Source organism: Croceicoccus gelatinilyticus (assembly GCF_018398395.1).
In the GTDB taxonomy this organism is placed as follows: domain Bacteria; phylum Pseudomonadota; class Alphaproteobacteria; order Sphingomonadales; family Sphingomonadaceae; genus Croceicoccus; species Croceicoccus gelatinilyticus.
The window spans coordinates 201,005-227,035 of sequence record NZ_JAHCBF010000005.1 but is presented as its reverse complement, the minus strand read 5'-3'; the positions used below and the strand labels follow the sequence as shown (position 1 = coordinate 227,035).

Annotated in this window: 27 protein-coding genes; 10 read left to right on the top strand and 17 right to left on the bottom strand. The window is 63.6% G+C overall.

Annotation, left to right across the window (positions count from 1 at the left end; all coding sequences use genetic code 11):
* Positions 1 to 6: 6 nt before the first annotated feature.
* The 3 genes from KIH45_RS12480 to KIH45_RS12470 form a co-directional block, all read right to left on the bottom strand.
* The gene (locus KIH45_RS12480; RefSeq protein WP_213176336.1) at positions 7 to 774 is read right to left on the bottom strand and encodes a thioredoxin domain-containing protein; all 768 of its coding nucleotides are present in this window, start codon (positions 772 to 774) and stop codon (positions 7 to 9) included.
* A gap of 113 nt (positions 775 to 887) precedes the next feature.
* Complete coding sequence (locus KIH45_RS12475; RefSeq protein WP_213176334.1) at positions 888 to 1,550, bottom strand: DsbA family protein; 663 nt, start codon at positions 1,548 to 1,550, stop codon at positions 888 to 890.
* 22 nt (positions 1,551 to 1,572) lie between these two features.
* Positions 1,573 to 2,115 (bottom strand): DUF721 domain-containing protein, encoded by a 543-nt coding sequence (locus KIH45_RS12470; RefSeq protein ID WP_213176333.1) that lies wholly within the window; start codon positions 2,113 to 2,115, stop codon positions 1,573 to 1,575.
* Between the two features lie 30 nt (positions 2,116 to 2,145).
* Here KIH45_RS12470 and mutY point away from each other — a divergent pair, with 30 nt between their 5' ends.
* Complete coding sequence (gene mutY, locus KIH45_RS12465; protein WP_213176332.1) at positions 2,146 to 3,189, top strand: A/G-specific adenine glycosylase; 1,044 nt, start codon at positions 2,146 to 2,148, stop codon at positions 3,187 to 3,189.
* 58 nt (positions 3,190 to 3,247) lie between these two features.
* Positions 3,248 to 4,141, top strand: coding sequence for an NAD(+) diphosphatase (gene nudC / locus KIH45_RS12460; RefSeq protein ID WP_213176331.1), 894 nt, complete (start codon positions 3,248 to 3,250; stop codon positions 4,139 to 4,141).
* Here nudC and KIH45_RS12455 read toward each other — a convergent pair.
* Both KIH45_RS12455 and mgtE read right to left on the bottom strand, forming a co-directional pair.
* Positions 4,138 to 4,539, bottom strand: a complete 402-nt coding sequence (locus KIH45_RS12455; protein ID WP_213176329.1) for a DUF1489 family protein — start codon at positions 4,537 to 4,539, stop codon at positions 4,138 to 4,140. The two genes, nudC and KIH45_RS12455, sit on opposite strands and share 4 nt — an antisense overlap.
* 24 nt (positions 4,540 to 4,563) lie before the next feature.
* Positions 4,564 to 6,018, bottom strand: a complete 1,455-nt coding sequence (gene mgtE, locus KIH45_RS12450) for a magnesium transporter (RefSeq protein WP_213176328.1) — start codon at positions 6,016 to 6,018, stop codon at positions 4,564 to 4,566.
* 287 nt (positions 6,019 to 6,305) lie between these two features.
* Between mgtE and KIH45_RS12445 the strand changes: the two genes are divergently transcribed.
* Complete coding sequence (locus KIH45_RS12445; RefSeq protein WP_213176326.1) at positions 6,306 to 6,770, top strand: peptidylprolyl isomerase; 465 nt, start codon at positions 6,306 to 6,308, stop codon at positions 6,768 to 6,770.
* Positions 6,771 to 6,811: 41 nt separating this feature from the next.
* Entirely contained in the window at positions 6,812 to 7,687 is an 876-nt protein-coding gene (locus KIH45_RS12440) for a Tle-like phospholipase domain-containing protein (RefSeq protein WP_213176325.1), read from the top strand.
* Here KIH45_RS12440 and KIH45_RS12435 read toward each other — a convergent pair whose 3' ends face one another.
* From KIH45_RS12435 to KIH45_RS12380, 12 genes are all read right to left on the bottom strand, one after another.
* On the bottom strand, positions 7,688 to 8,572 hold the full coding sequence (locus tag KIH45_RS12435) for a LysR substrate-binding domain-containing protein (protein WP_213176324.1): 885 nt from the start codon (positions 8,570 to 8,572) through the stop codon (positions 7,688 to 7,690).
* Positions 8,572 to 9,522 carry a hemolysin family protein gene (locus tag KIH45_RS12430; RefSeq protein ID WP_213176323.1) on the bottom strand — a complete coding sequence of 317 codons (951 nt, stop codon included), beginning with the start codon at positions 9,520 to 9,522 and terminating at the stop codon, positions 8,572 to 8,574. The genes KIH45_RS12435 and KIH45_RS12430 overlap by 1 nt, the downstream gene beginning before the upstream one ends.
* 35 nt (positions 9,523 to 9,557) lie before the next feature.
* A complete protein-coding gene (gene ybeY, locus KIH45_RS12425) occupies positions 9,558 to 10,067 on the bottom strand; it encodes an rRNA maturation RNase YbeY (protein ID WP_213176322.1) in 510 nt (169 codons plus the stop codon).
* Positions 10,068 to 10,081: 14 nt separating this feature from the next.
* Positions 10,082 to 11,041: a PhoH family protein gene (locus KIH45_RS12420; RefSeq protein ID WP_213176481.1), complete on the bottom strand. Its 960-nt coding sequence runs from the start codon at positions 11,039 to 11,041 to the stop codon at positions 10,082 to 10,084.
* A gap of 241 nt (positions 11,042 to 11,282) precedes the next feature.
* Positions 11,283 to 12,179: an META domain-containing protein gene (locus tag KIH45_RS12415; RefSeq protein ID WP_213176321.1), complete on the bottom strand. Its 897-nt coding sequence runs from the start codon at positions 12,177 to 12,179 to the stop codon at positions 11,283 to 11,285.
* 55 nt (positions 12,180 to 12,234) lie between these two features.
* Positions 12,235 to 13,554 (bottom strand): tRNA (N6-isopentenyl adenosine(37)-C2)-methylthiotransferase MiaB, encoded by a 1,320-nt coding sequence (gene miaB, locus KIH45_RS12410; RefSeq protein ID WP_213176320.1) that lies wholly within the window; start codon positions 13,552 to 13,554, stop codon positions 12,235 to 12,237.
* A gap of 57 nt (positions 13,555 to 13,611) precedes the next feature.
* Positions 13,612 to 14,331, bottom strand: a complete 720-nt coding sequence (locus tag KIH45_RS12405; protein WP_213176318.1) for a lysophospholipid acyltransferase family protein — start codon at positions 14,329 to 14,331, stop codon at positions 13,612 to 13,614.
* A gap of 4 nt (positions 14,332 to 14,335) precedes the next feature.
* The gene (locus KIH45_RS12400; protein ID WP_213176317.1) at positions 14,336 to 14,755 is read right to left on the bottom strand and encodes a Fur family transcriptional regulator; all 420 of its coding nucleotides are present in this window, start codon (positions 14,753 to 14,755) and stop codon (positions 14,336 to 14,338) included.
* A gap of 113 nt (positions 14,756 to 14,868) precedes the next feature.
* A complete protein-coding gene (locus KIH45_RS12395) occupies positions 14,869 to 15,306 on the bottom strand; it encodes a Ros/MucR family transcriptional regulator (RefSeq protein WP_213176316.1) in 438 nt (145 codons plus the stop codon).
* A 196-nt stretch (positions 15,307 to 15,502) separates the two neighbouring features.
* Positions 15,503 to 16,003 (bottom strand): GNAT family N-acetyltransferase, encoded by a 501-nt coding sequence (locus tag KIH45_RS12390; RefSeq protein WP_213176315.1) that lies wholly within the window; start codon positions 16,001 to 16,003, stop codon positions 15,503 to 15,505.
* Positions 16,000 to 16,626: a tRNA (adenosine(37)-N6)-threonylcarbamoyltransferase complex dimerization subunit type 1 TsaB gene (gene tsaB, locus KIH45_RS12385; protein WP_213176314.1), complete on the bottom strand. Its 627-nt coding sequence runs from the start codon at positions 16,624 to 16,626 to the stop codon at positions 16,000 to 16,002. Before tsaB ends, KIH45_RS12390 begins: the two co-directional genes overlap by 4 nt.
* Positions 16,627 to 16,647: 21 nt before the next feature.
* Entirely contained in the window at positions 16,648 to 17,223 is a 576-nt protein-coding gene (locus tag KIH45_RS12380) for a NifU family protein (protein WP_213176312.1), read from the bottom strand.
* A 116-nt stretch (positions 17,224 to 17,339) separates the two neighbouring features.
* Here KIH45_RS12380 and KIH45_RS12375 point away from each other — a divergent pair, with 116 nt between their 5' ends.
* From KIH45_RS12375 to KIH45_RS12350, 6 genes are all read left to right on the top strand, one after another.
* Positions 17,340 to 20,249, top strand: coding sequence for a M16 family metallopeptidase (locus tag KIH45_RS12375; protein ID WP_213176311.1), 2,910 nt, complete (start codon positions 17,340 to 17,342; stop codon positions 20,247 to 20,249).
* A gap of 152 nt (positions 20,250 to 20,401) precedes the next feature.
* Complete coding sequence (locus tag KIH45_RS12370; protein WP_213176310.1) at positions 20,402 to 21,775, top strand: class II 3-deoxy-7-phosphoheptulonate synthase; 1,374 nt, start codon at positions 20,402 to 20,404, stop codon at positions 21,773 to 21,775.
* Between the two features lie 91 nt (positions 21,776 to 21,866).
* Positions 21,867 to 23,111 (top strand): ergothioneine biosynthesis protein EgtB, encoded by a 1,245-nt coding sequence (egtB, locus tag KIH45_RS12365; protein ID WP_213176309.1) that lies wholly within the window; start codon positions 21,867 to 21,869, stop codon positions 23,109 to 23,111.
* A gap of 8 nt (positions 23,112 to 23,119) precedes the next feature.
* The gene (gene egtD, locus KIH45_RS12360) at positions 23,120 to 24,118 is read left to right on the top strand and encodes an L-histidine N(alpha)-methyltransferase (protein WP_213176308.1); all 999 of its coding nucleotides are present in this window, start codon (positions 23,120 to 23,122) and stop codon (positions 24,116 to 24,118) included.
* Positions 24,119 to 24,253: 135 nt separating this feature from the next.
* Positions 24,254 to 25,279: an aspartate-semialdehyde dehydrogenase gene (locus tag KIH45_RS12355; protein ID WP_213176307.1), complete on the top strand. Its 1,026-nt coding sequence runs from the start codon at positions 24,254 to 24,256 to the stop codon at positions 25,277 to 25,279.
* Positions 25,279 to 26,028 carry an alpha/beta fold hydrolase gene (locus KIH45_RS12350; RefSeq protein ID WP_213176306.1) on the top strand — a complete coding sequence of 250 codons (750 nt, stop codon included), beginning with the start codon at positions 25,279 to 25,281 and terminating at the stop codon, positions 26,026 to 26,028. The genes KIH45_RS12355 and KIH45_RS12350 overlap by 1 nt, the downstream gene beginning before the upstream one ends.
* The last annotated feature ends 3 nt before the right edge of the window (positions 26,029 to 26,031 follow it).

Sequence of the window (26,031 nt, the reverse complement as noted above, 5' to 3'; positions counted from 1 at the left end):
GCGCCATTACCGCGCGCCGGCCCGCTGCAGGGCGGCCTCGACCTCCGGCCAGGTCAGGCCGTCGATCTTGGTGTTGTTGATGAGGAACGTGGGCGTACCCGTGATGTTGTACTGGGCGCTCGCCTCGCTCGTCGCGTTGGCAAGGGCTTCTGCCTCTGCGCCCTTCGACAGGCAGTCGTTGCCCTGATCGATGCTGACGCCGCGGGCGGCGAAGAATTCGGTGAGGCCCGTGATCTGACCAAGGTTCACGAAACGCTGGTCGGCAGGCGCGCTTACGGCCTGCTGATAGGCGCCTTCGCCGCCATCGCGGATCGCGTCGAAGAACTGCTGCTGGTTCTCGAAAATCTGGCCGGTGAGGGCGAAGTAGCTTTCCGGTGCCGAACAACGCGACAGCATCGCGCCGGTAATGTCGATCGGATCGCGCACGAAATTGCGGAATTCGAAGCTGACACGACCGGTGTTCACATAGTCGGCGATCAGATCACGTTCGGCGCTTTCATAGAATTCGGCGCAGTGCGGGCAGGTCAGCGATGCGTATTCGACCAGTTTGATCGGCGCGTCGGGGTTGCCCATCAGGTAACCTTCCTGATCGGTCTGGGTTATGACCTCGGACCACTGCTGCCCTTCGGGTGCGGCGACGGCTTCCACCGGTTCGCCCGACGGGCCGCTGCCCGCGGTGGCGGCCGTGTCATCCTCACCCCCGCAAGCGGAGAGCGCCAGCGCCAGCGGCGCGGTCATCAGGGCAAGGGCGAGGCGGTGCGAAAGGCGGGTCATGACTAAGTATTGGCTCCTGTAGAGAGGGAGGCTAGCCCAGCGAACGGGCAAATCGGGAGGGTTTCGACGGTGTTTTGCACAGTCGTGATCATTCGTCGCCTGCCAAAGGCGGGTTACAGCCTGAGGTCGAGCTGGAATTTCAGGCTTTGCCAGTCGCTTGTCCCGGCCAGCAGGACGTCGTCGATCGCAAAGCTGGGCGTGCCGCGAACGCCGAGTTCGGAGTAACCTTTGGTCTTTTCGGCGAGTGCGGTGGCCATGGCATCGTTCGCAAGGCACTCGTCGACCTCCGCCCGCTGATATCCCAGCGTACGCATCATGTCGTAGAAGCCGGCGTCCTGCGCGATGGCGCGGCGGCGGGCAGAGTACGTGCCGCTGTTATAGCGGTTCTGCTGCGCCTGCGTCGCCTTCACCAGCTTGCCCAGCCATTTGGGCTGTTCGCGCATGAAAAGCGAGTGGTTGCGGTTGAACTTCGTCGGCGATCCGCAGTTCGTCAGCATCGCGGCGGTCAGGTCGAACGGGTCGCGCACAAGGTGGCGGACCTCGATCTTCAGCTTGTCGGTTGAGGCATAGATGCTGCGCAGGACTTCGCCGCCCTCTTGCTCGAAATGCGCGCAGTGGGGGCAGGTATAGCTGACGTATTCGGTCAGCTTGGTCGCACCCTTGCCGATGACGTGCACGCCCGGTTCGGGGTTGGAAACGGATTGCGCCATGACGGGCGCGGAGATCATGGCGATCACCAGCGCGATTGCGCCTGCAAGGCGGGATAGGGCCGACATCAACTGAACAATTCCCCGTTGCTTACTTGCCGTTCTGGTTGCCCATCGAACGCGCCAGCGATTCCAGCACCGTCCGCAATTCCGGATCACCAATGTCGCGCAGCGAATTGCCAAGCTCCATCGGGATCGGTTTCAGCGAGGGCGGTGCCTTCGGCTTCTCTTCAGCATGGGCAGGCTTAACCTGTCCTTGCCGCATCCGAACTTTCGCCACCGCGCGATAGCCGAAGAAGCGGTTCACCCGCTCGATGATCTCGGGGATGACGTGCTGGATCAGCGGGGCATGCGCAGGCATGACGACGAGGTTCAGGGTGCCTTCCGATTTCTCGCCCGCCGGAAAGCGGATCGATTCGGGGGCGGAGACCTTGGCGTGGTGCGGACCGACGATTTCGGGCCAGCGGGTCACTACGCTCGACTGCACGAAGCCGAAACGGCGGAAAGCCGTGCGACCGACCTGCGGCATCAGGTCCGAAATCGCTTTCGCCTCTCCTCCGCGCGGCATTTCGTAAGGCTTCGGCTTGGGCGTTTTGCCCTTCTTCGCCGGCTTCTTTTCGTCGTCGCTTTTCATCCTGCGCGGACCCATGCCATAGGCCGGCTCGTGAAAGCCAGCGACAAGATCGACGATGCGGCTGCGCGCCTGCTCGCGTGGTATGACGGACACGCCCGCACACTGCCGTGGCGCGTGCCGCCCGGAAGCGGGCAAGTGCCCGATCCCTACCGCGTCTGGCTGTCCGAAGTGATGCTGCAGCAGACAACAGTTGCGGCGGTGAAGGACTATTTCGCGAAGTTCACCGCGACGTGGCCGACGGTGCATGATCTTGCCGCTGCCGAGGATGCCGATGTGCTCTCGGCATGGGCAGGGCTAGGTTACTATGCGCGGGCCCGCAACCTGATCGCCTGCGCGCGCGAAGTTGCGGGGAAGGGCGGCGTCTTCCCCGAAAGCGAGGAGGCCTTGCGCGAGCTTCCCGGGGTGGGCGCCTATACTTCGGCCGCCATTGCCGCGATCGCGTTCGGCAGGCGGGCCGTGGTGGTCGACGCCAATGTCGAGCGTGTGATCGCGCGGCTGTTCACGATCACCGATCCGCTGCCCGGTTCGAAAGAAGAAATCCGCGACGCTGCCGATTCGATCACGCCCGATGAGCGGGCTGGCGACTTTGCGCAGGCGATGATGGACCTTGGCGCGACGATCTGCACCTCGCGCGATCCGAAGTGCCTGCTCTGCCCGCTCTCGGACATGTGCACCGCGAGGCAGGCGGGCATCGCGGCAGAGCTGCCTCGCAAGACCCCGAAGAAGGCTCGACCCGTGCGGACCGGAACAGCCTTCTGGATCGAGAGCGACGACCATGTCCTGCTGGTGAAACGCGAGGGCAAGGGGATGCTCGCAGGAATGCGCGCGCTGCCCGACGACGGGTGGAGCGCAAAGGCCAGCGGCGATGGCGCGCCGCCACTCACTGCCGACTGGACCGAAGTCGAAGGCATCGTCGGCCACGGCTTCACGCACTTCTTGCTCGAACTCTCGGTCCAGCGCTGCGAAGTGTCGGCGCGCGAGGCGGAAGGCGAGTGGTGGCCCATAGACCGCATCGGCGAAGCGGGGCTGCCGACGCTGTTCGAAAAGGCGGCGAAGCTGGTTCTGGGGACCTGATGGTTACGCGCGTTGCGCGGGGGCCGATGCATCCGTAAGCCCGTCGCATCAGGAGACGATGACCTTGTCACAAACCGGCCAGCCGACTGCCCTTTTCGAACTCGATCGCGCCGATCACGTGCGCGCCGATCCCGACGCCCTGTCCGAATTGATGGGGATGCGGGCGCGGCTGATGAAGCTGCACGGGCTGACGCCGGAACTGGACGACAGTGGCTGCATCAAGTGGGGCTCGCTGACCGATGCGGAGCCCGATGCGGAGCTGGTGTTCCTTGGTATCGATGGCGATCGCGGTTGCTTTGCGGCCGTTCCGAAACGTCCGGTGCCGATGGTCCGCGGCGAATTTATGGCCACGATCACGAAGCTGCATGACCGTCAATTCGGGATCTATGCAGGCGCGCGCAGCATGGTCGACTGGCATTCGCGCCACCGCTTCTGCGCGCAGTGCGGGTCGCACACGACGTTGGGCAAGGGCGGCTGGCAGCGCAATTGCGTCAACGAGGATTGCGGGGCGAGCCATTTTCCGCGCACCGATCCGGTCACGATCATGACCATCGAACGTCGCGAAGACGATGGCAGCCGCCGTTTGCTTCTGGGGCGCGGGCTGGGCTGGCCGGGCAACATGTATTCCGCGCTCGCCGGATTTGTCGAACCGGGCGAAACGATCGAGGAAGCCGTTCGGCGCGAAGTGATGGAAGAGGCGGGCTTGCCGATTGCGCAAGTTCGCTACCTGTCGAGCCAAGCCTGGCCGATGCCGTCGCAATTGATGATCGGCTGCCACTGCATCACGTTCCACGAGCACATCGTGGTCGATCGCACCGAACTGGAAGATGCGCGCTGGTTCAGCGAGGAACAGGTCCGCGAGGTCATGTCGGGCCGTCCGGGCCTGTTCGAAGCGCCGCCGCGTTATGCCATCGCGCACCGCCTGATGCGCATGTGGCTGGAAAAGGTCTAGACCAGACCCAGCTTCGACAGCTTGCCCAAAAGCTTTCCGGGCAGGACATCGCCGCCGTCCTCACCCTCGGGCAGGTCGGGTGGGGCGTCCGCGTCCTTCAGATAGCGCCAGCCCTGGTGTGCGCGTTTCGGGCGGCTCTGCACGCGGATCAGGCGCGGTTCGAGGTTGATGAACCAGCGGCCATTGTCCTGCTGTTCGAACCCCATGATCGGGCTGCGTGCGACGATGGCGTGTTCGTGGATCCAGAACAGCGAGCCGCCTTCCATCTCGTCCACCCGCTTGGGGCAGTATCGCGTGTTGACGGCAAGGCGGGGCCGGTTCTCGAACCACTTCTCGATATCGGCATAGCTTTTCGCGCCGAATGCGATCTTGGTGAGGTGGAGCGGCCCGTCGGTCATGACAGGCCATATGGGGACTGATCCTTAACTGACCAGTCCGGATGCCACGGCAAGGCCGAGGAAGGCGAAGAAGCCCATCGAATCGGTGATCATCGTGACGAAGACCGAGGACGCGACTGCCGGATCCTGATCCAGCCGGTCGAACAGGACCGGCACGGCAACGCCCGCCAGCCCTGCGGTGATAATGTTGATGACGACCGCAATCGCGATGACGACGCCCAGCATCGGCTGGAAGATGATCGCCGTCGCCCCGCCGATCAGCGCCGCGACGGTCACGCCGTTGAGCAGCGCCACGCGCATCTCGCGCCACAGGACGCGCACGGTGTTCGACTGGGTCAGCTGGTTCATCGCCAGCGCGCGGACCGAAACGGCCATCGTCTGTGTCCCCGCATTGCCGCCGATCGAGGCGACGACCGGCATCAGCACGGCAAGCGCGACCAGCTTTTCGATCGCCGCACCGAACGCCGCGATGATCAGCGAGGCGATGAGCGCCGTGCCAAGGTTCGCGATCAGCCAGCGCACACGCTCGTAATAGGACTCGCGGATCGGCTGGTTGATGTCGCCTTCGCCGGCACCGCTCATCAGAAGGGCGTCCTCGCTCGCCTCTTCCTGGATGATATGCACGATATCGTCGGCCGTTATCTGGCCGATCAACCGGCCCGAGGCATCGACGACGGCGGCGGAGATCAGCGCGTATTTCTGGAAGCGCAGGGCAACCTCTTCCTGGTCCAGCGTCGCCGGGATCAGGGTCTGGTCGCGCTTCATCACGTCGGAAATCGGGATGTTGCGCGGCGTGCGCAGGATCCACGAAAGCTGGCAGGTGCCAACGGGGCGGTGCGCGGGGTCCACGACGAAGACTTCCCAGAATTCGGTCGTCAGGTCGCCGTTATCGCGCAAGTAATCGATGAGGTCGCCGACCGTGATGTGTTCGGGCACCGCGACCAGATCGCGCTGCATAAGACGGCCTGCCGATTCTTCCGGGAAAGAAAGCGCGTCCTCGATCGCGGCGCGGTCTTCGGGATCAAGTTCGGCAAGGACGGCGCGCTGTTCGTCGTCGTCCAGATCCTCGATCAGCGCGACGGCGTCGTCGGTTTCGAGCTGTTCGGCGATCTGAGCGACGGCGTCGGGGGACAATGCCTCGAACAGTTCGTCGCGGACGTGTTCGTTAAGCTCGGTGATGACCTCGCCGGTCATCAGTTCGGCTATCGCCTTGCCGAGGTCGGGGCGTTCTTCTGCCGGGACAAGCTCGAACAAGTCGGCGATGTCGGCGGGGTGGAGCGGTTCGACAAGGTCGTAAACGCGCCCGTCATCGCCTTCCTCGACCGCGTCGCGGACCGCCTCGACATATTCGCGGGTCAGGCGGTCATCTTCGTCGAGATGCTCGATTTCCGGCTCACCGTCTGCCGTGTCGGGGCCGGCGGCGGGGACGATGTCCTCCTCGCGGTCCTCTTCCAGCAGGGTCGGATCCTTGCCGTCCATGTTGCCCCTTATGGTTGGCGATGCGGGATAGAGGCGCGGCCCCTTACCGACGTAACTACGTTGCTGCGCTGCAAAAGCAACTGGGAAGGGCGAATGTTCCCCGCTTGGCAGGGGCGGGGCCGGATCGGGCACATCTGGGGACAGCTTGTGGACAACCCTGTGGGCAGGTCTGGGGAGCGATCCGGCAAAGGGCGGGGATGACTTTGCGCGGGCAATGCCTATATCCCGACCACTGCCACAAAGCGCCGGGCCATGTCCGCCGCACAATCATGACTTAGGGAGCACCCATGTCCGACGAAAAACTCACCCTCTCCATCGACACCGGCGACGGCGCTGCCAAGGACGTTGTGATCAAGCTGCTTCCCGACCTTGCCCCGGGCCACGTCGCCCGCATCAAGGAACTGGTCGGCGAAGGCTTCTACGACGGCGTGAAGTTCCACCGCGTGATCCCCGGCTTCATGGCGCAGGGCGGTTGCCCCAACGGCACCGGCATGGGCGGTTCGGACAAGCCTGACCTGCAGGCGGAGTTCAACGACCACCCGCACACCCGCGGCGTCTGCTCGATGGCGCGCACTAGCTATCCGCACAGCGCGAACTCGCAGTTCTTTATCTGCTTCGACGATGCGCGCTTCCTCGACCGCCAGTACACCGTCTGGGGCGAGGTCGAGAGCGGCATGGACGTGATCGACGCGCTGCCCAAGGGCGAGCCGCCGGCAAATCCGGGCAAGATCGTCAAGGCGACCGTCGCCTGATCGACCGACTGACACGGGGCATGGCCGCGTTGCCGCAAATGGTGCGCGGCCGCCTCGCATTTCTGTTTCTGTTGCTATGCCTGCCCGCGCTGGGCGGGTGCAGCTATACCGTCACCCGGCTGGGGCAGGACTGTTCCGGGCCGGGCGGCTACTGCCCGCAGACACGTGAAGTCGCGGGCAAGACCTGGCGCTATGCGCAATTGGCGCAGAACGCCTATTGGGAAAATGGGCTTACCAGCGACAGGCCCGATGACGAACTCTACGTCCTCCCCGAAGATCTGAAGGAACGCTTTGCCTCGGTCGATGACAAAGTGGGCTTTGCCTATAGCGTGTTTGACCGTTTCGAGGATGAGCACCTTAAAGAAGTCGTTCTGGTCTATCGCGGTACCGAGGGGCCGAAGGACTGGTATTACGGCACGCTGCTGGGCCAGCAGGCCCCGCGTGGCCTCAGCATCTACCGTCAGGTCCGGCAGGGACTGGACGAGGCGGGCTATGCCGACATTCCCGTATCGCTGACCGGCCATTCGCTGGGCGGGCGCATTGCCGATCACGTGCTAAAAAAGGTCGAGCGTGAGGACGGCGCCTTGCCGGAAACGCTGAGCAGCTACCTCTTCAACCCGAACGCGGGCGGCTGGGCGCTGGGAGAGGGGCTTGAGGGTGAGAGCATTCACACCTCCGTTTCCGAGACTGCCGACGTTGCCGGATGGGTACGCTTTGCCGCCAATGACAGGCGCTGGGACGGCTATACGATCGACTGCCAATCGACGATCAATCCCGTCGCCAGTCACTTCATGCGTCGGTTGGCCGATTGCCTGACATGGATCGCCGCGCTCGACAGCGAGGCGGCGAAAAAGTCGGTCATCAGGAACGAGATCGACCCGCCGGTGACGGCCAAGATCGAAAACGACGTGCTCTGATCAGAGCTGGGCGTTTACCAGCCAGTCGTGGAAGATACGCACCGGACGACTTTCCAGCGCGCGCGGTTTGCACACGAACCAGTAGCTGTACGGGCTCTTCACCTCGATATCGTAGAGCGTAGCAAGGCGATCGTCGTTCGAACGGGCGAGGTGATCGCCATGCAGGATCGCGATGCCCAGTCCTTGGGCTGCAGCTTCCAGCAGAAGCGGGCCGCTGTCGAAGCTGTCGGCCATGAGCTCGTGACGGCTGTTGAGACCGACGGCTTTCTTCCACGCCTCGAAGCTCAGCTGCATTTCCGAATGAACGAGGAAGTTCTGCTCGGCCAGCCGGTCCGGATCGGGAAAGTCACCCAGCTGTTCAACCAGCGCCTTCGATGCGATCGCGTGAACGCGGTTATGGTCCAGCCGCACGTGATGCAGTTTCGGATCAGGCTCGTCCGCCAGCGTAATCGCGGCATCGAGTGTATCGCCCAGCTTCGGAATCGGGTGAGCCGAGGAATCGATGTCGATGTGCAGCGTCGGATAAAGGCTGCGCAGTTCGGGCAGGCGCGGGACAAGGCGCTGGCTGCCGAACAGCGGCATGACGCCAAGGCGCAGGCGCATGATCTTGCTGTCGGCCATCTGCTGGCCGATCTTTTCCGCCAGTTCGTCCAGCGTCGGCGCGATCGCATCGAACATCGCCTCGCCATCATCGGTCAGCGTCATCGCCTGGTGCTTGCGATGGAACAGCTTCCGGCCTGTGAAATCCTCCAGCGCAGTGACGCGGCGGGACAGGGCAGACGGGCTGATCGCAAGCTCCTCCGCAGCCGCCTTGGCAGAACCGAGGCGGGCAATGCGGACGAAAGCCTCCAGCGAGCGGAGGGGAGGGAGACGCTTGGGGACCATCAGGCCGCTTCTTCCTCTTCCGCTTCTTCGGCGGCGACGGGCGGGTGGAGGCGCAGGCGTTCGACGTGGCGTTCGTTGCCCGCGATTACTTCCAGCTTCCAGCCGCTATCATGGTCCATGATCTCGCCGACCACGGGGACCTTTTCGGCCAGGACGAAGGCAAGTCCGCCAAGCGTGTCGACCGATTCTTCAACCTCGGCAAGGCGGGGATCGACGCGGCGGGCGACTTCATCGAGTTCGGTACGGGCGTCGGCGTCCCACATGCCGTCGTCGATCGGCACGAGGAGCTGGACCGGCGCGTCGTCGTGCTCGTCCTCGATCTCCCCGACGATTTCCTCGACCAGATCCTCGATCGTGATGATGCCGTCGGTGCCCGAATATTCGTCGACCACGATGGCAAGGTGCACGCAGCGCGCCCGCATGTCGGCCAGGACGTCGAGCGCCCCGCGCGCCTGCGGCACGTAGAGCGGCTGACGCATCAGCTTGGTCCAGTCGGAGGGCGGCTCCTTCTTGTTTGCCAAGAAGGGGAACACGTCCTTGATGTGCATCATCCCGATCACGTGATCGAGCGACTCGGCATAGACCGGCATGCGCGAATGGCCATGTTCCGAGAACGTCGCGACCAATTCGTCCCAGCTTGCGCTGCGGTCGATGGCGATGATTTCGCCGCGCGGGATCGCCACGTCGTCGGCATCGTGTTCGCTGAAGTGGAGGAGATTGCGGAGCATCTGACGCTCCAGCATGGTGAGATCGCCGACAACGCCTTGCGGGCCGTCGCGCTCTTCCTCTTCCTCGTGTTCGTCGATGGCTTCCTCGATCTGGGCGCGAAGCGACTGGTCGCCTTCGTTCCCATCGAAAAAGGTGCGGATTTTATCCCACAGGAATCGCTTTTCGCCCCGTCGGTCAGGCTCCGGGTTGCGAGCGTCTTCTGATCTATCACCGTCCGACATTGTCGGGCCTCAAGGTCCTTTCAAAACCTGGGTTTTCAAACCGGGCCACGGTCCCCGTAAGGATCCGCGATGCCAAGGTGGGCCAGAATGCGAATTTCCATCGCTTCCATCGCCTCGGCGTCCTCGGTGCTCGTCTCGTGGTCGTAACCGGCGAGATGAAGCAACCCATGGACAAGCAAATGGGTCGCATGCTTCGCAAGTGCAACAGATTTCTCATCCGCCTCACGGCTACATACGCCGTGAGCGAGGATGATATCGCCCAGCATAATCGGCGCGCCGGGGCTTTTGCCGGCGGCCAGAAGCTCCTCACGGCTCAGCATAGGAAAGCTCAAGACATTGGTTGGCTTGTCTTTTGCGCGCCACTGGCGGTTGAGGTCGTGCACTTCTTCGTCATCGGCGAAGACGACGCTGACGAGGATTTCCGAATGCGCCAGTTCGGGCACTTCGGCGGCGACCGCTTCTGCCGCATCGGCGCAAAGCGCGTCCCAATCGGTCGAATCGCCCCAGATGGGGTCTATGTCGAGTTCCAGTACGGGGGCAGTCATGGAATTGGTTGTCATCAGGAAGGCGGTTTTTCCGCATTCGGTCCTTCGTAGGCATCGACGATCCGCCCGACGAGCGGGTGGCGAACGACGTCTGCGGCGGAGAAGCGTGACACCGCAATGCCTTCGATGCCCTCAAGCCGGCGAACTGCATCGGCAAGGCCCGAGTGCATGACTCCGCCCGGAATATCGACCTGGTTCGGGTCTCCGCACACCACCATCCGGCTGTTCTGGCCGAAACGGGTGAGGAACATCTTCATCTGCGCCGCCGTAGTGTTCTGCGCTTCGTCGAGGATGACGAAGGCATCGCCCAGCGTGCGGCCGCGCATGAAGGCGATTGGCGCGATTTCGATCTCGCCGCTGGCGATGCGGCGTTCGACCTGCTCTGCGGGCAGACAATCGTAGAGCGCATCGTAAAGCGGCCGAAGGTAGGGATCGACCTTGTCCTTCATGTCGCCGGGCAGGAAGCCGATGCGTTCACCCGCCTCGACCGCGGGGCGCGACAGGATAAGGCGCTGCACGCTGCCGGTGATGAGCTGCGCCACGGCCTGCGCCACGGCAAGGTAGGTCTTGCCGGTACCTGCCGGGCCGAGGGCGAAGATCACCTCATTGTTGGTCAGCGCCTGCATGTAGTCGATCTGCGCGGCAGAGCGCGGCACGATCGTCTTCTTGCGGGTACGGATCATGATCGGCGGGCATTTGTCGTCGCCGGTGATGATGCCTTCGAGCGTGGGCTCGTTACTCATCGCGATAAGCGATTCGACGGCGCCCTGATCAAGCTCGAAACCCTGTTTCAGCCGGGTGTGCATGCCCGACAGAACCTCACGGGCGCGGGCCACCGCCTCTTCCGATCCTTCGATCTGGATGCGGTTGCCGCGGGCCGAGATATAGACGCCGAGGCGGTTCTCTATCTGGACAAGGTTGGCATCGAACTGGCCGAAGAGCGTCCCGAGAATCTCGGGATTTTCGAATTCCATTTCGGTGCGGGCCCGCGTGGGGGCCGAATTGCCGGGAAGGCCTGCCGGGGGGCTGCCTGCCGGGGCGGAAGTCTGTACGCGCGCCTGCTTGCGGCTCACACGATGTTCCCCACGAATGCTCCTTCGTTCCTGCCGACCGGGCACCGGCCCGGGGCGACTCGGGTATGTGTTGAAGATAGGACACCGCGGGCCGGTGGCAAGGTTTGCAAGTGCGCTATGCCCCGCGCAGATTTCGTCCCGTCTATACCGTTGGCTCTACTTCAGCGTGTGCACACCCGCTGGGGTCGGGATGGCACTGCTGACCCAGTATGATCATGTCCCCGTCGCTAAGCATCAGTTCGCCGTTCGGGCCGCGCGCGATGGCGGGTGAGCCCTTGAAGAACGTCTCCAGCGTGCGGCGTGCGGTCGGGCGATGCGTTTCGCACTGCGTAACCTCGACCTTGCCGGTGCGCATGCGGCCATTGCCGACTTGCGCCTGTCCGGTGATCGCGCCGTGGCAATCGAGCCAGATCGCAAAAGTACCCCCTTTGAACGACAGCACGGGCGGGTGCGTCCCGCTTTCGGCTGTCGTCAAACGGAACGGTCCGGCTTCCAACGGGGGAGCGGCCGGTTCGTCATAGCGCTTGTCGATCTGCGACAGGGTCAGGCTACGGCCTTCGACGGCGAGTTGCAATTTGCCTTCCGAATTGCTGCCGATCAGCGGACGTCCGCCCAGCACTTGCGCCATGGCGGGATCGGGCGTGCCATCGGGGCAGGCGACTTGCGTTGCGACGGCGCGACCCACGGCAAAGCTCGTCCGGCTGCGGACATAGAGCCCCTCGTGATAGTTGCAGCCTTGCCAGTGCAGCATCGACTGCGTGAAATGCACGGTGGCAGGATCGGAATAGCTCTCGGCCAGCGGCTCTCCGTCGATGGCGATTACCAGCCAGCTTGTTCCCGCCAAGTCGAAAGCGATCGGCGCGAACCCGTCTTCCAGCAGGCCGCCGCCACCCTTCGGCGCGACAGGCACCGGCGTCGGCGTGGCGATAACTGTCGGTGCGGGCGACGGTGCCGCGGTTTCCGCTTCGCCGGAATCGCACGCCGCAGCCGCAAGAGCGGCGACAATCGCGATATATTTCAGTGATTTGGGGCGGGACATTGCCCGCCCATAATCGCACAATTGCCGCCCCTTGCAAGGCGGGTAACCACCTATTTCAGCAAACGCGTGCCGAAAGCGAGTTGGGACCGGCCTCGAGCAGTTCGACCTCGACCAGATCGCCGACCGCATAGTCGCCGGTAAAGTGCGCCGACTGCAGCCACGGTGTCTTGCCAAGCCACTGCCCTTCGCGGCGGCCCTTACGTTCGACGAGGACTTGGCAGGTCTTGCCGACGCTCGCCCTGTTGAAGGCCAACTGGTCGCGCGTGATCGCGGCCTGAAGGCGCTGCAACCGCTCGTCCATCACTTCGACTGCGATCTGGTCGTCCATCGTCGCCGCCGGAGTACCGGGGCGGGGCGAATACTTGAAGCTGAAGGCGGCGGCATAGCGGATCGTGTCCACCATCTGCATCGTCGCTTCGAAATCGGCATCGGTCTCGCCGGGGAAGCCGACGATGAAATCGCCGCTGATCGCGATGTCGGGGCGGGCTTCGCGCACGCGCTCGATCAGGCGGATGTAGCTTTCGGCCGTGTGGCTGCGGTTCATCGCGGCAAGGATCGGATCGCTACCGGCCTGCACGGGCAAGTGCAGGTAGGGCATCAGCTTGTCCACTTCGCTATGCGCCGCGATCAGTGCGTCGGTCATGTCGTTGGGGTGGCTTGTGGTGTAACGGACGCGCGCCAGATCGGGCAGCTTCGCCAGTTCGCGGACCAATCCGTCAAGGCCGATGTCACGGCCCTTCGCGTCCTCGCCGGTCCAGGCATTCACGTTCTGGCCCAGCAGGGTGATTTCGCGCGCGCCCTGCTCAACCAGTTTCTGCGCTTCGTCGATCAGATCACTGAACGGACGCGATATTTCGGCGCCACGGGTGTAGGGCACGACACAATAAGTGCAGAACTTGTCGCAGCCTTCCTGCACCGTCAGGAATGCGCTGGGCGCGCGCTTGCGGCGGGCGGGGAGGGCGCCGAACTTCGCCTCTGCGGGCATGTCGGTATCGGTCACACGCTCGCCCGCGCTGGCCTTTCCGATCATTTCGGGCAGCCGGTGATAGGCCTGCGGGCCAACAACCATGCGCACGTCCTTCGCGCGCTTCATGATCTCTTCGCCTTCGGCCTGTGCGACGCAACCGGCGACCGCGATCAGCGGGCTGGATCCGTCCTCGCGGCGCAGGCGGCCGATGTCGGAATAGACCTTTTCCGCCGCCTTTTCGCGGATGTGGCAGGTGTTGAGCACGACGAGATCGGCGTCTTCGCCTTCGCCTGCCGCGTCCATGCCTTGCGCACCCAGTAGTTCTGCCATGCGCTCGCCGTCATAGACGTTCATCTGGCAGCCGAAGCTCTTTACGCGGAAACTTTTCGGGATGGAGACCTTGTTCATGGCCGCGCCCTTACGCGCTTTCGCCGCGCATTTGAAGATCGCGCGAGGGGTAAGTTTCTACCGGCCCATCGCCTGTTCAAGCGTGCGGCGGGTGGCCGCGGCAATCGTCTTGCGCCCGGCAAGGCTCTCACCAGTCAGCGGCGGGAGGAAATGGACGGTGACATTCAAGGGTGCGGGCCTGCCCAGCACCTTGAAGAAGTTGTCGAGGCCCGGTTCGTCGCCCACCCATGCGATTTCCTGCGCAGCAGGGCCGAAGTCGAGAAAGACCGGCTGGACCGCGACGCCTTCGGGCGCAGGGTCGATCGCCGAGAGCAGCGAGCTCTTGAGCGGGAGCAGGTCCGCGCCGTCGTTCGTCGTCCCTTCCGGAAACAGCGTCAGCACGTGGGAAATGTCGAGAGCGTCGCGCACCTGTTCGATCTGGTGCGTGACGGTCTGACGGCGAGTGCGGGCGATGAAGACGGTGTCGTTCATCTCGGCCAGCCATTTCAGAAACTTGCTCTGCGCAATGCCGTCATGGCCGACGAAGGCGCTGCCGGTGCAGGCGGCGATGATCGGGATGTCGAGCCAGCTGAGATGATTGGCAAGCAGGATGGCACGCGGCTCCAGCTTGCCGGTCGTCGCAATCCGCACACCCATCATGCGAGCGACACCGCCCAGGAAAATTCGCGGCACGATGCGGCGGCGCGTGACCAGGCGGGACAGGATATAAGCGGGAATGCAGAGCAGCAGCCAGCCGATCAGCAGGGCCAGCCGGACCGCTATCCGCAGCCGGCGCACGGGATCAGTCCCGTTCCAGCTTTACGCCGTAAAGTTCCATCCGGTGGTCGACGAGGCGGAAGCCGAGGCGTTCGGCGATCTGGCGCTGCAGAGCCTCAAGCTCGGGATCGACGAATTCGACGACCTTGCCGGTCTCGACATCGATCAGGTGATCGTGATGAGCCTCTGGTGCGGCTTCGTAACGGGCGCGACCGTCGCCGAAGTCGTGGCGATCGAGAATGCCGGCTTCTTCAAACAGGCGGACGGTGCGATAGACCGTGGCGATCGAGATGCGCGGATCGATGGCCGATGCGCGCGAATGCAGCAGTTCCACGTCGGGGTGGTCTTCACTGTCGGACAAGACGCGTGCGATCACGCGGCGCTGGTCCGTTATGCGAAGGCCGCGTTCGGCACAGATTGTTTCGATGTCGATACGATTGGGCACCGGTCGGTCAGTTCTTTCGATTTACGCCGGTCGGCGGTTGCAGGCGGTTGGCTGAGGCGCGGACCATAGTCCGTTGATCCGCAAAAGCGCAACCGCCCGAAACCTCAAATCCCTCAGGATTTCTTGGCAGCGCCCTTGCGGCGACCCGGCTTGCGACCCAGGCCGATCTTCTTGGCCAGTTCGCGGCGCTTTTCAGCGTAGTTCGGGGCGACCATCGGATAATCGGCAGGCAGGTTCCAGCGCGCGCGATATTCTTCCGGCGTCATGTTGTAATGCGTCATCAGGTGACGCTTCAGCATCTTCAGCTTCTTGCCGTCTTCGAGGCAGACGATGTAGTCAGGCTTGACCGAAGAGCGGATAGAAACGGCCGGTTCGGGCGGCGTTTCTTCTTCGGCCGGTTCCGAACCGAGACCTGCAAGCGCATTGTAGATGTTGTTGATGAGGGTCGGCACTTCAGCCACTTCGACGGCATTGTTGCTGACGTGCGCGGCAACAATGTCCGAAGTGAGCGTGATGAGGGTTTCCGTCATGTCCGGGGCGGAATTGTCCATTTTGGTGTCCTTTTGCGATCACGGATGCCCGCGTTGCGCCGATCGGCAGCGGGGGAAGTAATTGGCGCGAGTGTCCGTCTCACATCCACCTATATGCCCCGTGTTCCGAGACAACAAGTCCCTGTGGGCCACTCTTAAGTATCAATTCGGTACATCGTGCCCGAATGATGTGCGAACTCGTCAGCGCTACTCTTGGTTATTGTGCGCTGCGCAATTCAATTACTTGATCGAGTATCCGCGCAAAGGTCTTTGCATCGCGAAGCCGGCCGTCGGCGCCGCGATAATAGTCGCGCCGCAGGCCCACCTGCTCAAAGCCATAGCGGCGGTAAAAATGCTCTGCCGGATTATCGGCGCGCATTTCGAGAAACAGGCGCGCGGTTCCTCTTTCCGGTGCGTTTGCAAGGAGATGCTCAAGTAACCGCGAGGCAAGACCAAGTCTTCGATACTCGGGATCGACTGCGATGAGCAGTAGCTCTTCCTCGTCCACCACTTGCCGCGTGAGGTAGAACCCTGCGGTCGGCACGGAAGGAGAGGGCGGACCGATCACGCCGTGCGCATCAATCATGGCAAAGCGCGTGCCGGGGATGAGCATCGCCGAGGCCAGTTGCCGCTCGTTCCATGCCTCGCCAAAGGCGGGGTCGAAGGCGGAGAGCATGACCGACATCATGCCGTCCATTTCGGGGCCGGTCGGTCTCATGGCATTTTCCCGCCGGGAAGCTTGGCATCGGGCGCGCGGCCATATGCCGGGCGCACGTCGCGCGTAAGCGCGCTTTCCGGCAGCGCAGCGAAACGCCGCGCGTCGGGCAGCATGGCCTGCGCCGTGCCGGTGCCGCGAAAGTCCACCAATGCCTCGGCCTGGCTGCCGACGACGAGGTCGGCGCCGATCTGCGATGCCGCGTCGTCGGGGCGAAGCGAACGGACCGGCGCAAGGCTGGTGCCGTCGGCTCCGAACTCCTCCACGAACCATTCGCCATGCCCGCCGGTATTTACGACCGCCACCGGCTGCGCGCCATGTTCGGCCCGCGCCTGCGCAGCAAGCAGGGCAGGGGTGTGATAGCCAAGCAGGTCCGCCTTCCACGCCATCGCCAGCGCCTTTGCCGCAGCAAGCCCCACGCGAATGCCGGTGAAACTGCCCGGGCCCAGCGCCACGACGACGCGATCGGCGCGGCCCTTGTCGGGCAGCGCACCGATCATCGGCACGAGGCGTTCGGCATGGCCGCGACCAAGCTGCAACCATTCACCCGCAAGGCATTCGCCGCCTTCGAAAAGGGCGGCCGAACAAGCGTCGGTCGCGCTGTCGATCACGAGTGTCCGGTTCATGACGTCAGCAGGCTTGGCCGGTCAGGCGGCGCGAACCTCGGTCACCTCGGGGACGTAGTGCTTCAAGAGCCCTTCGATCCCCTGCTTCAACGTCTGGGTCGAGGATGGGCAGCCCGCGCAGGCGCCCTGCATCGTCAGGAACACGACACCTTCACGGAAACCGCGATAGATGATGTCGCCGCCATCGCCGGCCACTGCGGGGCGCACGCGGGTTTCGATCAGTTCGCGGATCTGCGCGACGACATCGGCATCGGCCGGATCGTCGCCCATGTCGGCCTCTTCCGCCGGAACCGCGATGTCAGCCGCATCGCCGCCTGCGAATAGCGGCGCGCCCGACACGAAATGGTCGAGCAGGATGGCCACGACCTGCGGCTTGAGGTCCGCCCACTGCACGCCCGGTGCGACGCTGACCGACACGAAGTCGCTGCCCAAGAACACGCCGGTCACATCGCCCAGCGAGAACAGGGCAGAGGCGAGCGGCGATATGTCCGCAGCGTCGGGATCGGTGAATTCGCGCGTGCCGCTCGGCATGACCTGCCGTCCGGGCAGGAACTTCAGCGTGGCGGGATTGGGCGTGGTTTCGGTTTCGATGAACATGGCGACGATTTAGCCCCCTTGCGTCAGGGTTCAAGCGTTCATTCTATGCCTTTTGTGCGCGGCATGACAGCCATGTTCACTGGCGCTTCACGCTGGCAGCCCATATATCGGCCCCCATGACCTTCCTGAAACGTGCCGCACCTGCCTGTGCGCTGATCTGCTCGCTCCTCGCCACGACCGCCATTGCGCAGCCCGCACCATCTGCCGAAGCGCAGCGCGAATGGCCCCAGATCGAACAGGATCGCCCGTGGATCTATCGGGGCAGCGACGTGCCGCCCGATACCGAGTGGACGTTCGGCGAACTATCGAACGGCGTGCGCTATGCAGTGCGCTTCAACGAAGTTCCGCAGGAGCAGCTTTCGGTCCGCGTGCGCGTCGACGCTGGCAGCTTGCATGAACAGGACAGCGAGCGCGGCTTTGCCCACCTAATCGAACACCTCGTCTTTCGTGAGTCTCGCTACCTGAAGGAAGGGGAGGCCATTCCCCGTTGGCAGGAACTGGGCGCGACTTTCGGGTCCGATACCAATGCGGAAACGACGCCGACGCACACGGTTTACAAGCTCGATGTTCCGGGCATCGACCTTGCCAAGGCGGACGAAACGTTCCGCCTGCTGTCCGGCATGATCGAGGCGCCTACGCTCTCGGAAAAAGGCGTGCGGACCGAAGTGCCTATCGTTCTGGCCGAACGCCGCGAACGTGGCGGTGCGGGAAAACGCGCGGCAGACGCGACGCGTGAGACTTATTTCGCCGGCATGGGCCTTGCCGAGCGTAGCCCGATCGGCACGGTCGAAACGCTTCAGGCCGCCAACCAGAAGAGCGTGCGCGCATTCTACAAGCGCTGGTATCGCCCCGAAAACACCGTGATCTCGGTCGCGGGCGATCTTGATCCGGCGGTCATGGTCCAGCTTCTGGAAAAGCATTTCGGCGACTGGGACGCGAAGGGCGAACCCGTGCCCGCGCCGGACTTTGGCGCACCGACGCCTGGTCCTGATGCCAGGGCGGCGGCCGGCGCGCTCGCTCCGGTCGACAAGCTGACCGTTCTGACCGAACCCGATCTGCCGATTTCGATCAGCTATACGATCATGCGCCCGTGGGAGAAGGTGGCCGACACGATCGTCTATAACGAAGGCCTGCTGACCGATCAGCTTGCCATGTCGATCATCAACCGCAGGCTTGAAAACAAGGCCCGCGCAGGCGGCAGTTTCCTTGCCGCACAGGTCGGGCAGGACGACGTCAGTCGCAGCGCCGACATGACGTTCGTGTCGATCACCCCGCTCGGCAACGACTGGCGCGCGGCGCTGGCGGATGTGCGCGCGGTGATAGCAGACGCGCTCGCTACGCCGCCCAGCGAAGCGGAGATCACACGCGAGTTGAACGAGTTCGAAAACGCATTCTCGATCGGTGTCGAGACGCAGGCCGTGCAGCAGGCGACCGACCTTGCCGACAACGTAGTGCAAGCCGTCGATATCCGCGAAACCGTGGCCGCGCCCGATACCGTGCTCAACGTGCTTCGCAGCATGAAGGGCAAGGTTACGCCTGCCATCGTGCAGGACCACACCCGCGCGCTGTTTACAGGTTCGGTCCTGCGCGGCGTGATGAACGTGCCCGATGCCACTAGCGGCGACGAAGCCGCCTTCCGCAGCGCCATGCTCGCACCGGTAGAGGCCGATGCCTCGGCCCGGCTTGAGGACAAGCAGGTATCCTTCGCGGACCTACCTGCCATCGGTACGCCGGGCGAGGTGACTTCGGCCGCGCCTATCGGCGTGCTGGAGATCGAGACCGTAAAGCTGTCGAACGGCGTCAATGCGCTCGTCTGGCAGAGCGATGCGGAACCGGGCCGTGTCTCGGTCCGCGTCCGCTTTGGCGAGGGGTATGAAGCTCTTGGCGAAGCTGACACGCCGTACATTTCGCTTGGCGAATACGCCCTGATGGGCACCGGCATGGGCGAATTGTCGCAGGACGATCTCGACCAGATTTCCAATGGCCGGAAGATGGGCCTCGACTTCTCGATCGAGGACAATGAATTCGTCTTCGGCGCGGAAACGCGTGCCGCCGACCTTGAGGACCAGCTCTACCTTTTCGCGTCGAAGCTGTCCGACCCGCGTTGGGACGCGAACCCGGTCCTTCGCGCCAAGGCGGCGCTCGAAATGGGGTACGACAGCTTTGCCACCAGCCCCAATGGCGTGCTCAGCCGCGATCTCGAACAGATCCTGCGCGGCGGCGATCCGCGTTTCGCCACGCCGACGCCCGAGGAGCTGAAAGGGGCCGACATGGCCGGCTTCCGTAAGGTGTGGGAGCCGATCCTTGCCAGCGGGCCGGTACAGGTCGAGATTTTCGGTGACATCCAGCGTGACGAGGCGATTGCCGCGCTGACCCGCACGTTCGGCGCACTTGCCCCGCGTGAAGAGGCTACTGCCGACATTGACCTGTCGAAGGAACCTGCACCCACCAGTGCCCCGATCGTGCTGACCCACCGCGGCGATGCCGATCAGGCTGCGGCGGTCATCGGTTGGCCGACAGGCGCAGGGCGCGAACGAATCCGCGTCTCGCGCCAGCTCGAAATCCTGGCGCAGATCTTCAACAATCGCCTGTTCGACGCGATGCGCGAACGGCTGGGCGCCAGCTATGCGCCCAATGTCGGATCGCGCTGGCCGCTCGACCGCAAGGACGGCGGCATGATCCTCGCCATGGCGCAGCTGACCCCTGACGCGGTCCCCGCCTTCTTCGAGGAATCGCGTAAGATCGCCGCCGACCTTGCCGCCGCACCGCCGAGCGAGGAGGAAATCTCCCGCGTGACCGAACCGCTGCGCCAGCTGATCAGCCGCGCGTCCAGCGGCAACGGTTTCTGGCTGCGCGAACTGGCGGGCACTGCCAACGATCCGAACCGCGCGCTGGACGTGAGGACGATCCTCAACGACTATTCGCGCACTTCGCCCGAAACGATGCAGATGCTGGCGCAAGGCTTCCTGCTGAACGACGAGGCGTTCGAGGTCGCGATCGTGCCGGAGGGGTACGAGTTGCCATAACCGCATGAACCGATCAGTGAGATCGCGATAATTGCGTCTGAAACCTTTGCAATGCACGGGCAGGCGGCGTATTGCGCCCCTATTCCGACATTTTCGGACATTATGAAGCGCCGCCCGATGGGATGGCGGCGAGCGAGTTTCGGAGCAGAAAAGTGGCGAGCAAGTGGAGCCCGGATAGCTGGAAGTCCTTCGAGGGCAGGCATCTTCCGGAATATGCGGACAAGTCGGTATTGGCAGACGTGGAGCAGCGTCTCTCGACCTTTCCGCCGCTCGTCTTTGCAGGCGAGGCGCGCGCGCTGAAGGCGGAACTTGGCGAAGTCGCCAACGGTCGCGGTTTTCTGCTTCAGGGCGGCGACTGTGCGGAAAGCTTTGCCGAATTCCACCCCGACAACATCCGCGACACGTTCCGCGTCCTGCTGCAGATGGCCGTCGTCCTGACGTTCGCCAGCAAGCAACCGGTGGTGAAGGTCGGCCGCGTCGCCGGACAGTTCGCAAAGCCCCGTTCGGCCCCGACCGAGAAGCAGGGCGATGTCGAACATTCGAGCTACTTTGGCGACATCATCAACGATATCAATTTCGACGGTGAGGGCCGCAAGCCCGATCCCGAACGCATGGTGCGCGCCTACAGCCAGTCGGCTGCGACGATGAACCTGCTGCGCGCTTTCGCGACCGGCGGTTATGCGAACCTGCGCCAGGTGCACCAGTGGACGCTGGACCACATCGGCCGCAGCGCATGGGGCGAACGCTTTGCCCAGACAGCCGACCGCATCGGCGAAGCGCTGGACTTCATGGAAGCCTGCGGCGTCGACCCGTCCGAGGTTCCGCAGCTTCAGGGCACCAGCTTCTACACCAGCCATGAAGCGCTGCTGCTCCCGTACGAGCAGGCGATGACGCGCCAGGATTCGCTGACCGGCGACTGGTTCGACACCAGTGCCCACATGCTGTGGATCGGCGACCGCACCCGCTTCGAAGGTTCGGCACATGTCGAATACTTGCGCGGTGTCGGCAATCCGATCGGCATGAAGTGCGGCCCGTCGCTCGAACCCGACGCGCTGCTCAAGATGCTCGACACGCTGAACCCGTCGCGCGAAGCTGGCCGTATCACCCTGATCAGCCGCTTTGGTCACGAAAAGGTAGAAGCTGGGCTCGCCCCGCTGGTCCGCGCCGTAAAGCGCGAAGGCCACCCAGTCGTGTGGTCGTGCGACCCGATGCACGGCAACGTCATCAAGGCGGCATCGGGCCTCAAGACCCGTCCGTTCGAACGCATCCTTTCCGAAGTGAAGGGCTTCTTCGCGGTCCACCGGGCAGAGGGCACGCACGCCGGCGGCATCCATATCGAGATGACCGGCCAGGACGTGACCGAATGCACCGGCGGCGCAATCGCCATCACCGACGAAGGTCTGTCCGACCGCTATCGCACGCACTGCGACCCGCGCCTCAACGGTGCGCAGTCGATTGAACTGGCGTTTCTGCTGGCCGAAGAGCTCAACGCCGAAGCTGCCGTTCGCAAGGCGGAAGCGGCCTGATCCATCACGGTTAATCGCGGTTGCGGGGCCTGATGCGAGGTTAATTCGCATAGCCTCGCAACCGTAATGCTTCTCATGCATTATGAGAGGCATGGAGAATGCCCACCGCAAGGTCGCCGGTGACATAACAGGGCAGGCGACCCTTACGCTGGCAGAGCGGTTCCGGCGCACCCGTGCGTTGAGCGAGGCTCTGGCCGCTCCGCTTTCAGACGCCGACGCCACGATCCAGTCGATGGAAGACGCGAGCCCCGCCAAGTGGCACCTCGCGCATACGACCTGGTTCTTCGAGACTTTCCTGCTGCGCGACCATCTGGACGGCTATGCGCTGTTCGATGAGCGGTATCCGTTCCTGTTCAACTCGTATTACGAGGCCGAAGGCGCACGCATCGGGCGTTTTTCGCGCGGGATGCTGTCGCGCCCGTCGCTGGAAGAGATTATCGCCTTCCGCCATGCGGTGGACGAGGCGATGGAGGCTCTGCTGGGGCGCGAGGACTGCGCAGACCTGATTGCTTTGGGCATCGCGCATGAACAGCAGCACCAGGAACTGCTGCAGACCGATATCAAGCACGCCATGTTCCAGAACCCGCTGGGTCCGGCGATCTATGCCGAACCGGCACCAGCGTTTCAGGACGTGGACGAAGGCTGGACGGAATATCCCGGCGGCATCGCCCAGATCGGCCATGACGATGATGGGTTTGTTTTCGACAACGAAGGCCCGCGCCACCGCGTCCTGCTAGAACCTTTCGCACTTTCGCGCAGCCTCGTGACAAACGGACAATGGGCCGAGTTCATCGCCGGCGGTGGCTATCGCAACCCCGCGCTCTGGCTCTCGGACGGCTGGGCCTGGGTGCAGAGCGAAGGCATCGAGGCGCCGCTTTACTGGCACAAGGACGAACAGTTCACCCACGCCGGATGGCAGAAGCGCGACGCGCATGCTCCGGTGACGCACATCTCCTATTTCGAGGCCGACGCCTTCGCTTCATGGGCAGGGCACCGTTTGCCGACTGAATTCGAATGGGAAGCGCTGGCCGCAAGCGAGGATGGATCATCGGGCGACCAGCTTGACGAGGCCGGTCCCGTGCTGCCGCGCGCGACGACTTCGCTGTTCGGTTCGGTCTGGCAATGGACCCGAAGCGGTTATCTGCCTTACCCGCGCTACCGCCCCGCAGAGGGCGCGGTCGGCGAATACAACGGCAAGTTCATGAGCGGACAGTTCGTCCTTAAGGGCGCGTCCTGCGCCACGGTGCGCGGCCATTCGCGGGCCAGTTACCGCAATTTCTTTTATCCGCACCAACGCTGGCAATTCACCGGTCTGCGTCTCGCGAAGGATATCTAGGAGCTTCGATGCCCGTACAAGAAGCACTTCGCATTATCGACGAGGATGACAGCGGCATAGACCGCGCTTTCAGGAACGACGTGCTGCAGGGCCTGTCTCATGAGCAGAAGGCGATCCCCGCCCGCTGGTTCTACGACGAGCGCGGCTCGGAGCTGTTCGAGGAAATCACCAAGCTCGACGAATACTACCCGACCCGCGCCGAGACCGAGATCCTGAAAGGTAACGGCGCAGCCTTCGCCGAGGCAATCGGGGCAGGGGCGGCAGTGGTCGAGTTCGGCTCGGGCAGTTCGGCCAAGACGCCGCTGCTTCTGGAGGCGATCGATCCGGCGGCTTACGTGCCGATCGACATCTCGGGCGACTTCCTACGCTCGTCGTCTGAGCAGCTTGCCGTCAAGTTCCCATCGATCCCCGTCTGTCCGGTCGAGGCCGATTTCACCAAGAAGGTCACGATGCCCCGCGCCATTGCCGGGATGCCGCGCCTCGGATTTTTTCCCGGATCGACCATCGGCAACCTCGTGCCGCGCACCGCCGTCGACCTGTTGCGTGAGATGCGCGAGACGCTGTGCGACGGGGCGGACCGGCCTGCCAAACTGCTGATCGGGATGGACCGTGTAAAGGACACCGCGGTCCTCGAAGCGGCTTATGATGATGCGCGCGGGGTAACCGGTGCGTTCAACCTGAATGTTCTCGACCGCATCAACCGCGAACTGGAAGGGACGCTTCCCGTCGACGACTTCGTCCACCGTGCAATCTGGAATGATGACATCGCCCGGATCGAGATGCATCTGGAAGCCCGCCGCGACTTGGCCTTCACGATTTGCGAACGTCGTTTCACGATGCGCAAGGGCGAGACGATCCATACCGAGAACAGCCACAAGTACACCCGCCGCAGTGCCAATGCGCTGCTTCTGGCCGGCGGCTGGACGCCGGTAACCCATTGGCGCGACGCGCAAGATCGTTTCATGTTGATCCTTGCAGAAGCAAGCCCGTTTCGCATGGCGCCATAACCTGCGCAATTGAGACAAACCTATTGCAGGTGCGAACTTGCGCTCCGGCGCTATCGCGGCTAACGGCAGCCCTCCCTTAGCGGCCCCGCAATCCTGCGGGTGTTTCCGCGCGAACAAATGCAGCGAGTAGTTGAAATGGGTTACCGGGTAGTCGTCGTCGGTGCGACCGGAAATGTCGGTCGCGAAATGCTCACCATCCTGGCAGAGCGCGAGTTCCCGATTGACGAGATCGCCGCCGTCGCGTCCCCGCGTTCGACGGGCACCGAGATCGAGTTCGGCGAAACCGGCAAGATGCTCAAATGCAAGAACATCGAGCATTTCGACTTCACCGGCTGGGATATCGCCCTGTTCGCCGCGGGCTCGGGCCCGACGGCTGAGTATGCGCCCAAGGCGGCGGCTGCGGGCTGTGTGGTGATCGACAACTCGTCGCTCTACCGCATGGACCCGGATGTGCCGCTGATCGTGCCCGAAGTGAACCCGGACGCGATCGACGGCTACACCATGAAGAACATCATCGCGAACCCCAACTGCTCAACCGCGCAGATGGTCGTGGCGCTCAAGCCGCTGCATGAAGCGGCGAAGATCAAGCGCGTCGTCGTCGCCACCTACCAGTCGGTTTCCGGCGCGGGCAAGGCGGGCATGGACGAGCTGTTCGAACAGAGCCGCGCGATCTTCGTGGGTGATCAGGTCGAACCCAAGAAGTTCACCAAGCAGATCGCCTTCAACGTGATCCCGCACATCGACGTCTTCCTCGACGACGGTTCCACCAAGGAAGAGTGGAAGATGGTCGCCGAAACGAAGAAGATCCTCGACCCCAAGGTCAAGGTCCACGCGACTTGCGTGCGCGTGCCGGTCTTCGTCGGCCACTCCGAATCGCTCAACATCGAGTTCGAGGAAGAGCTGTCGGCAGAGCAGGCCCAGAATATCCTTCGCGAAGCGCCGGGCGTGATGCTCGTCGACAAGCGTGAGGACGCGGGATACGTCACCCCGGTCGAATGCGTGGGCGACTACGCAACGTTCATCAGCCGCGTCCGCGAAGACCCGACGGTCGACAACGGCCTTGCGCTGTGGTGCGTGTCGGACAACCTGCGCAAAGGCGCTGCCCTCAACGCGGTGCAGATCGCCGAACTGCTGGGCCGTCGTCACCTCAAGAAGGGCTGATGACCGCTCCGATCCTCGAACACGTCACGGCGGCGGACGGCACCAGGCTTGCCGTCCACCGCACGGGCGCGGGAAAGCCGATCGTGCTGCTGCACGGGCTGTTTTCCAGCGCAGAGGTGAACTGGATTAAGTTCGGCACGGCGCAGATGCTGGCCGATGCCGGGTTCGACGTAATCATGCCGGACTTGCGCGCGCACGGGTTGTCGGAAGCTCCGCATGGGGACTACGCGCATAACGTGCTGGTCGACGATCTGCGCGACGTGATCGCACATTATCAGCTTGGCACGTTCGACCTTGCGGGCTTCTCGCTCGGCGCGCGCACATCGCTCAATGCCGTGCTCGACGGTGTGCGGCCCGAACGGCTGGCGCTGGTCGGCATGGGCTGGGAAGGACTGGTCGGCTGGGACAAGCGGATCGGGTTCTTCGTCGATGCGATCGACCGCTTCGATGACATCCGCATGGGCGACGCCGCGTTCTTCGCCAAGAGCTTCATGAAGACGCAGAAAGTGGACCGCGTCGCGGCCCGCGCGCTGCTGACTTCGATGGAGGGCACCGACCTGTCGAACCTCGACGCCGTAACGATGCCGACGAAGGTCATCAACGGCGACAAGGACAACGACAACGGCTCTGCCCAGACGCTGGTCGAAAAGCTGCCCAATGCGACATTTGCCGAGATTCCCGGCACGCACATGAGCTGCGTTTCCGAACCCGCGCTGGGACAGGAACTGGTCCGTTTTTTCGCGGACTGATCC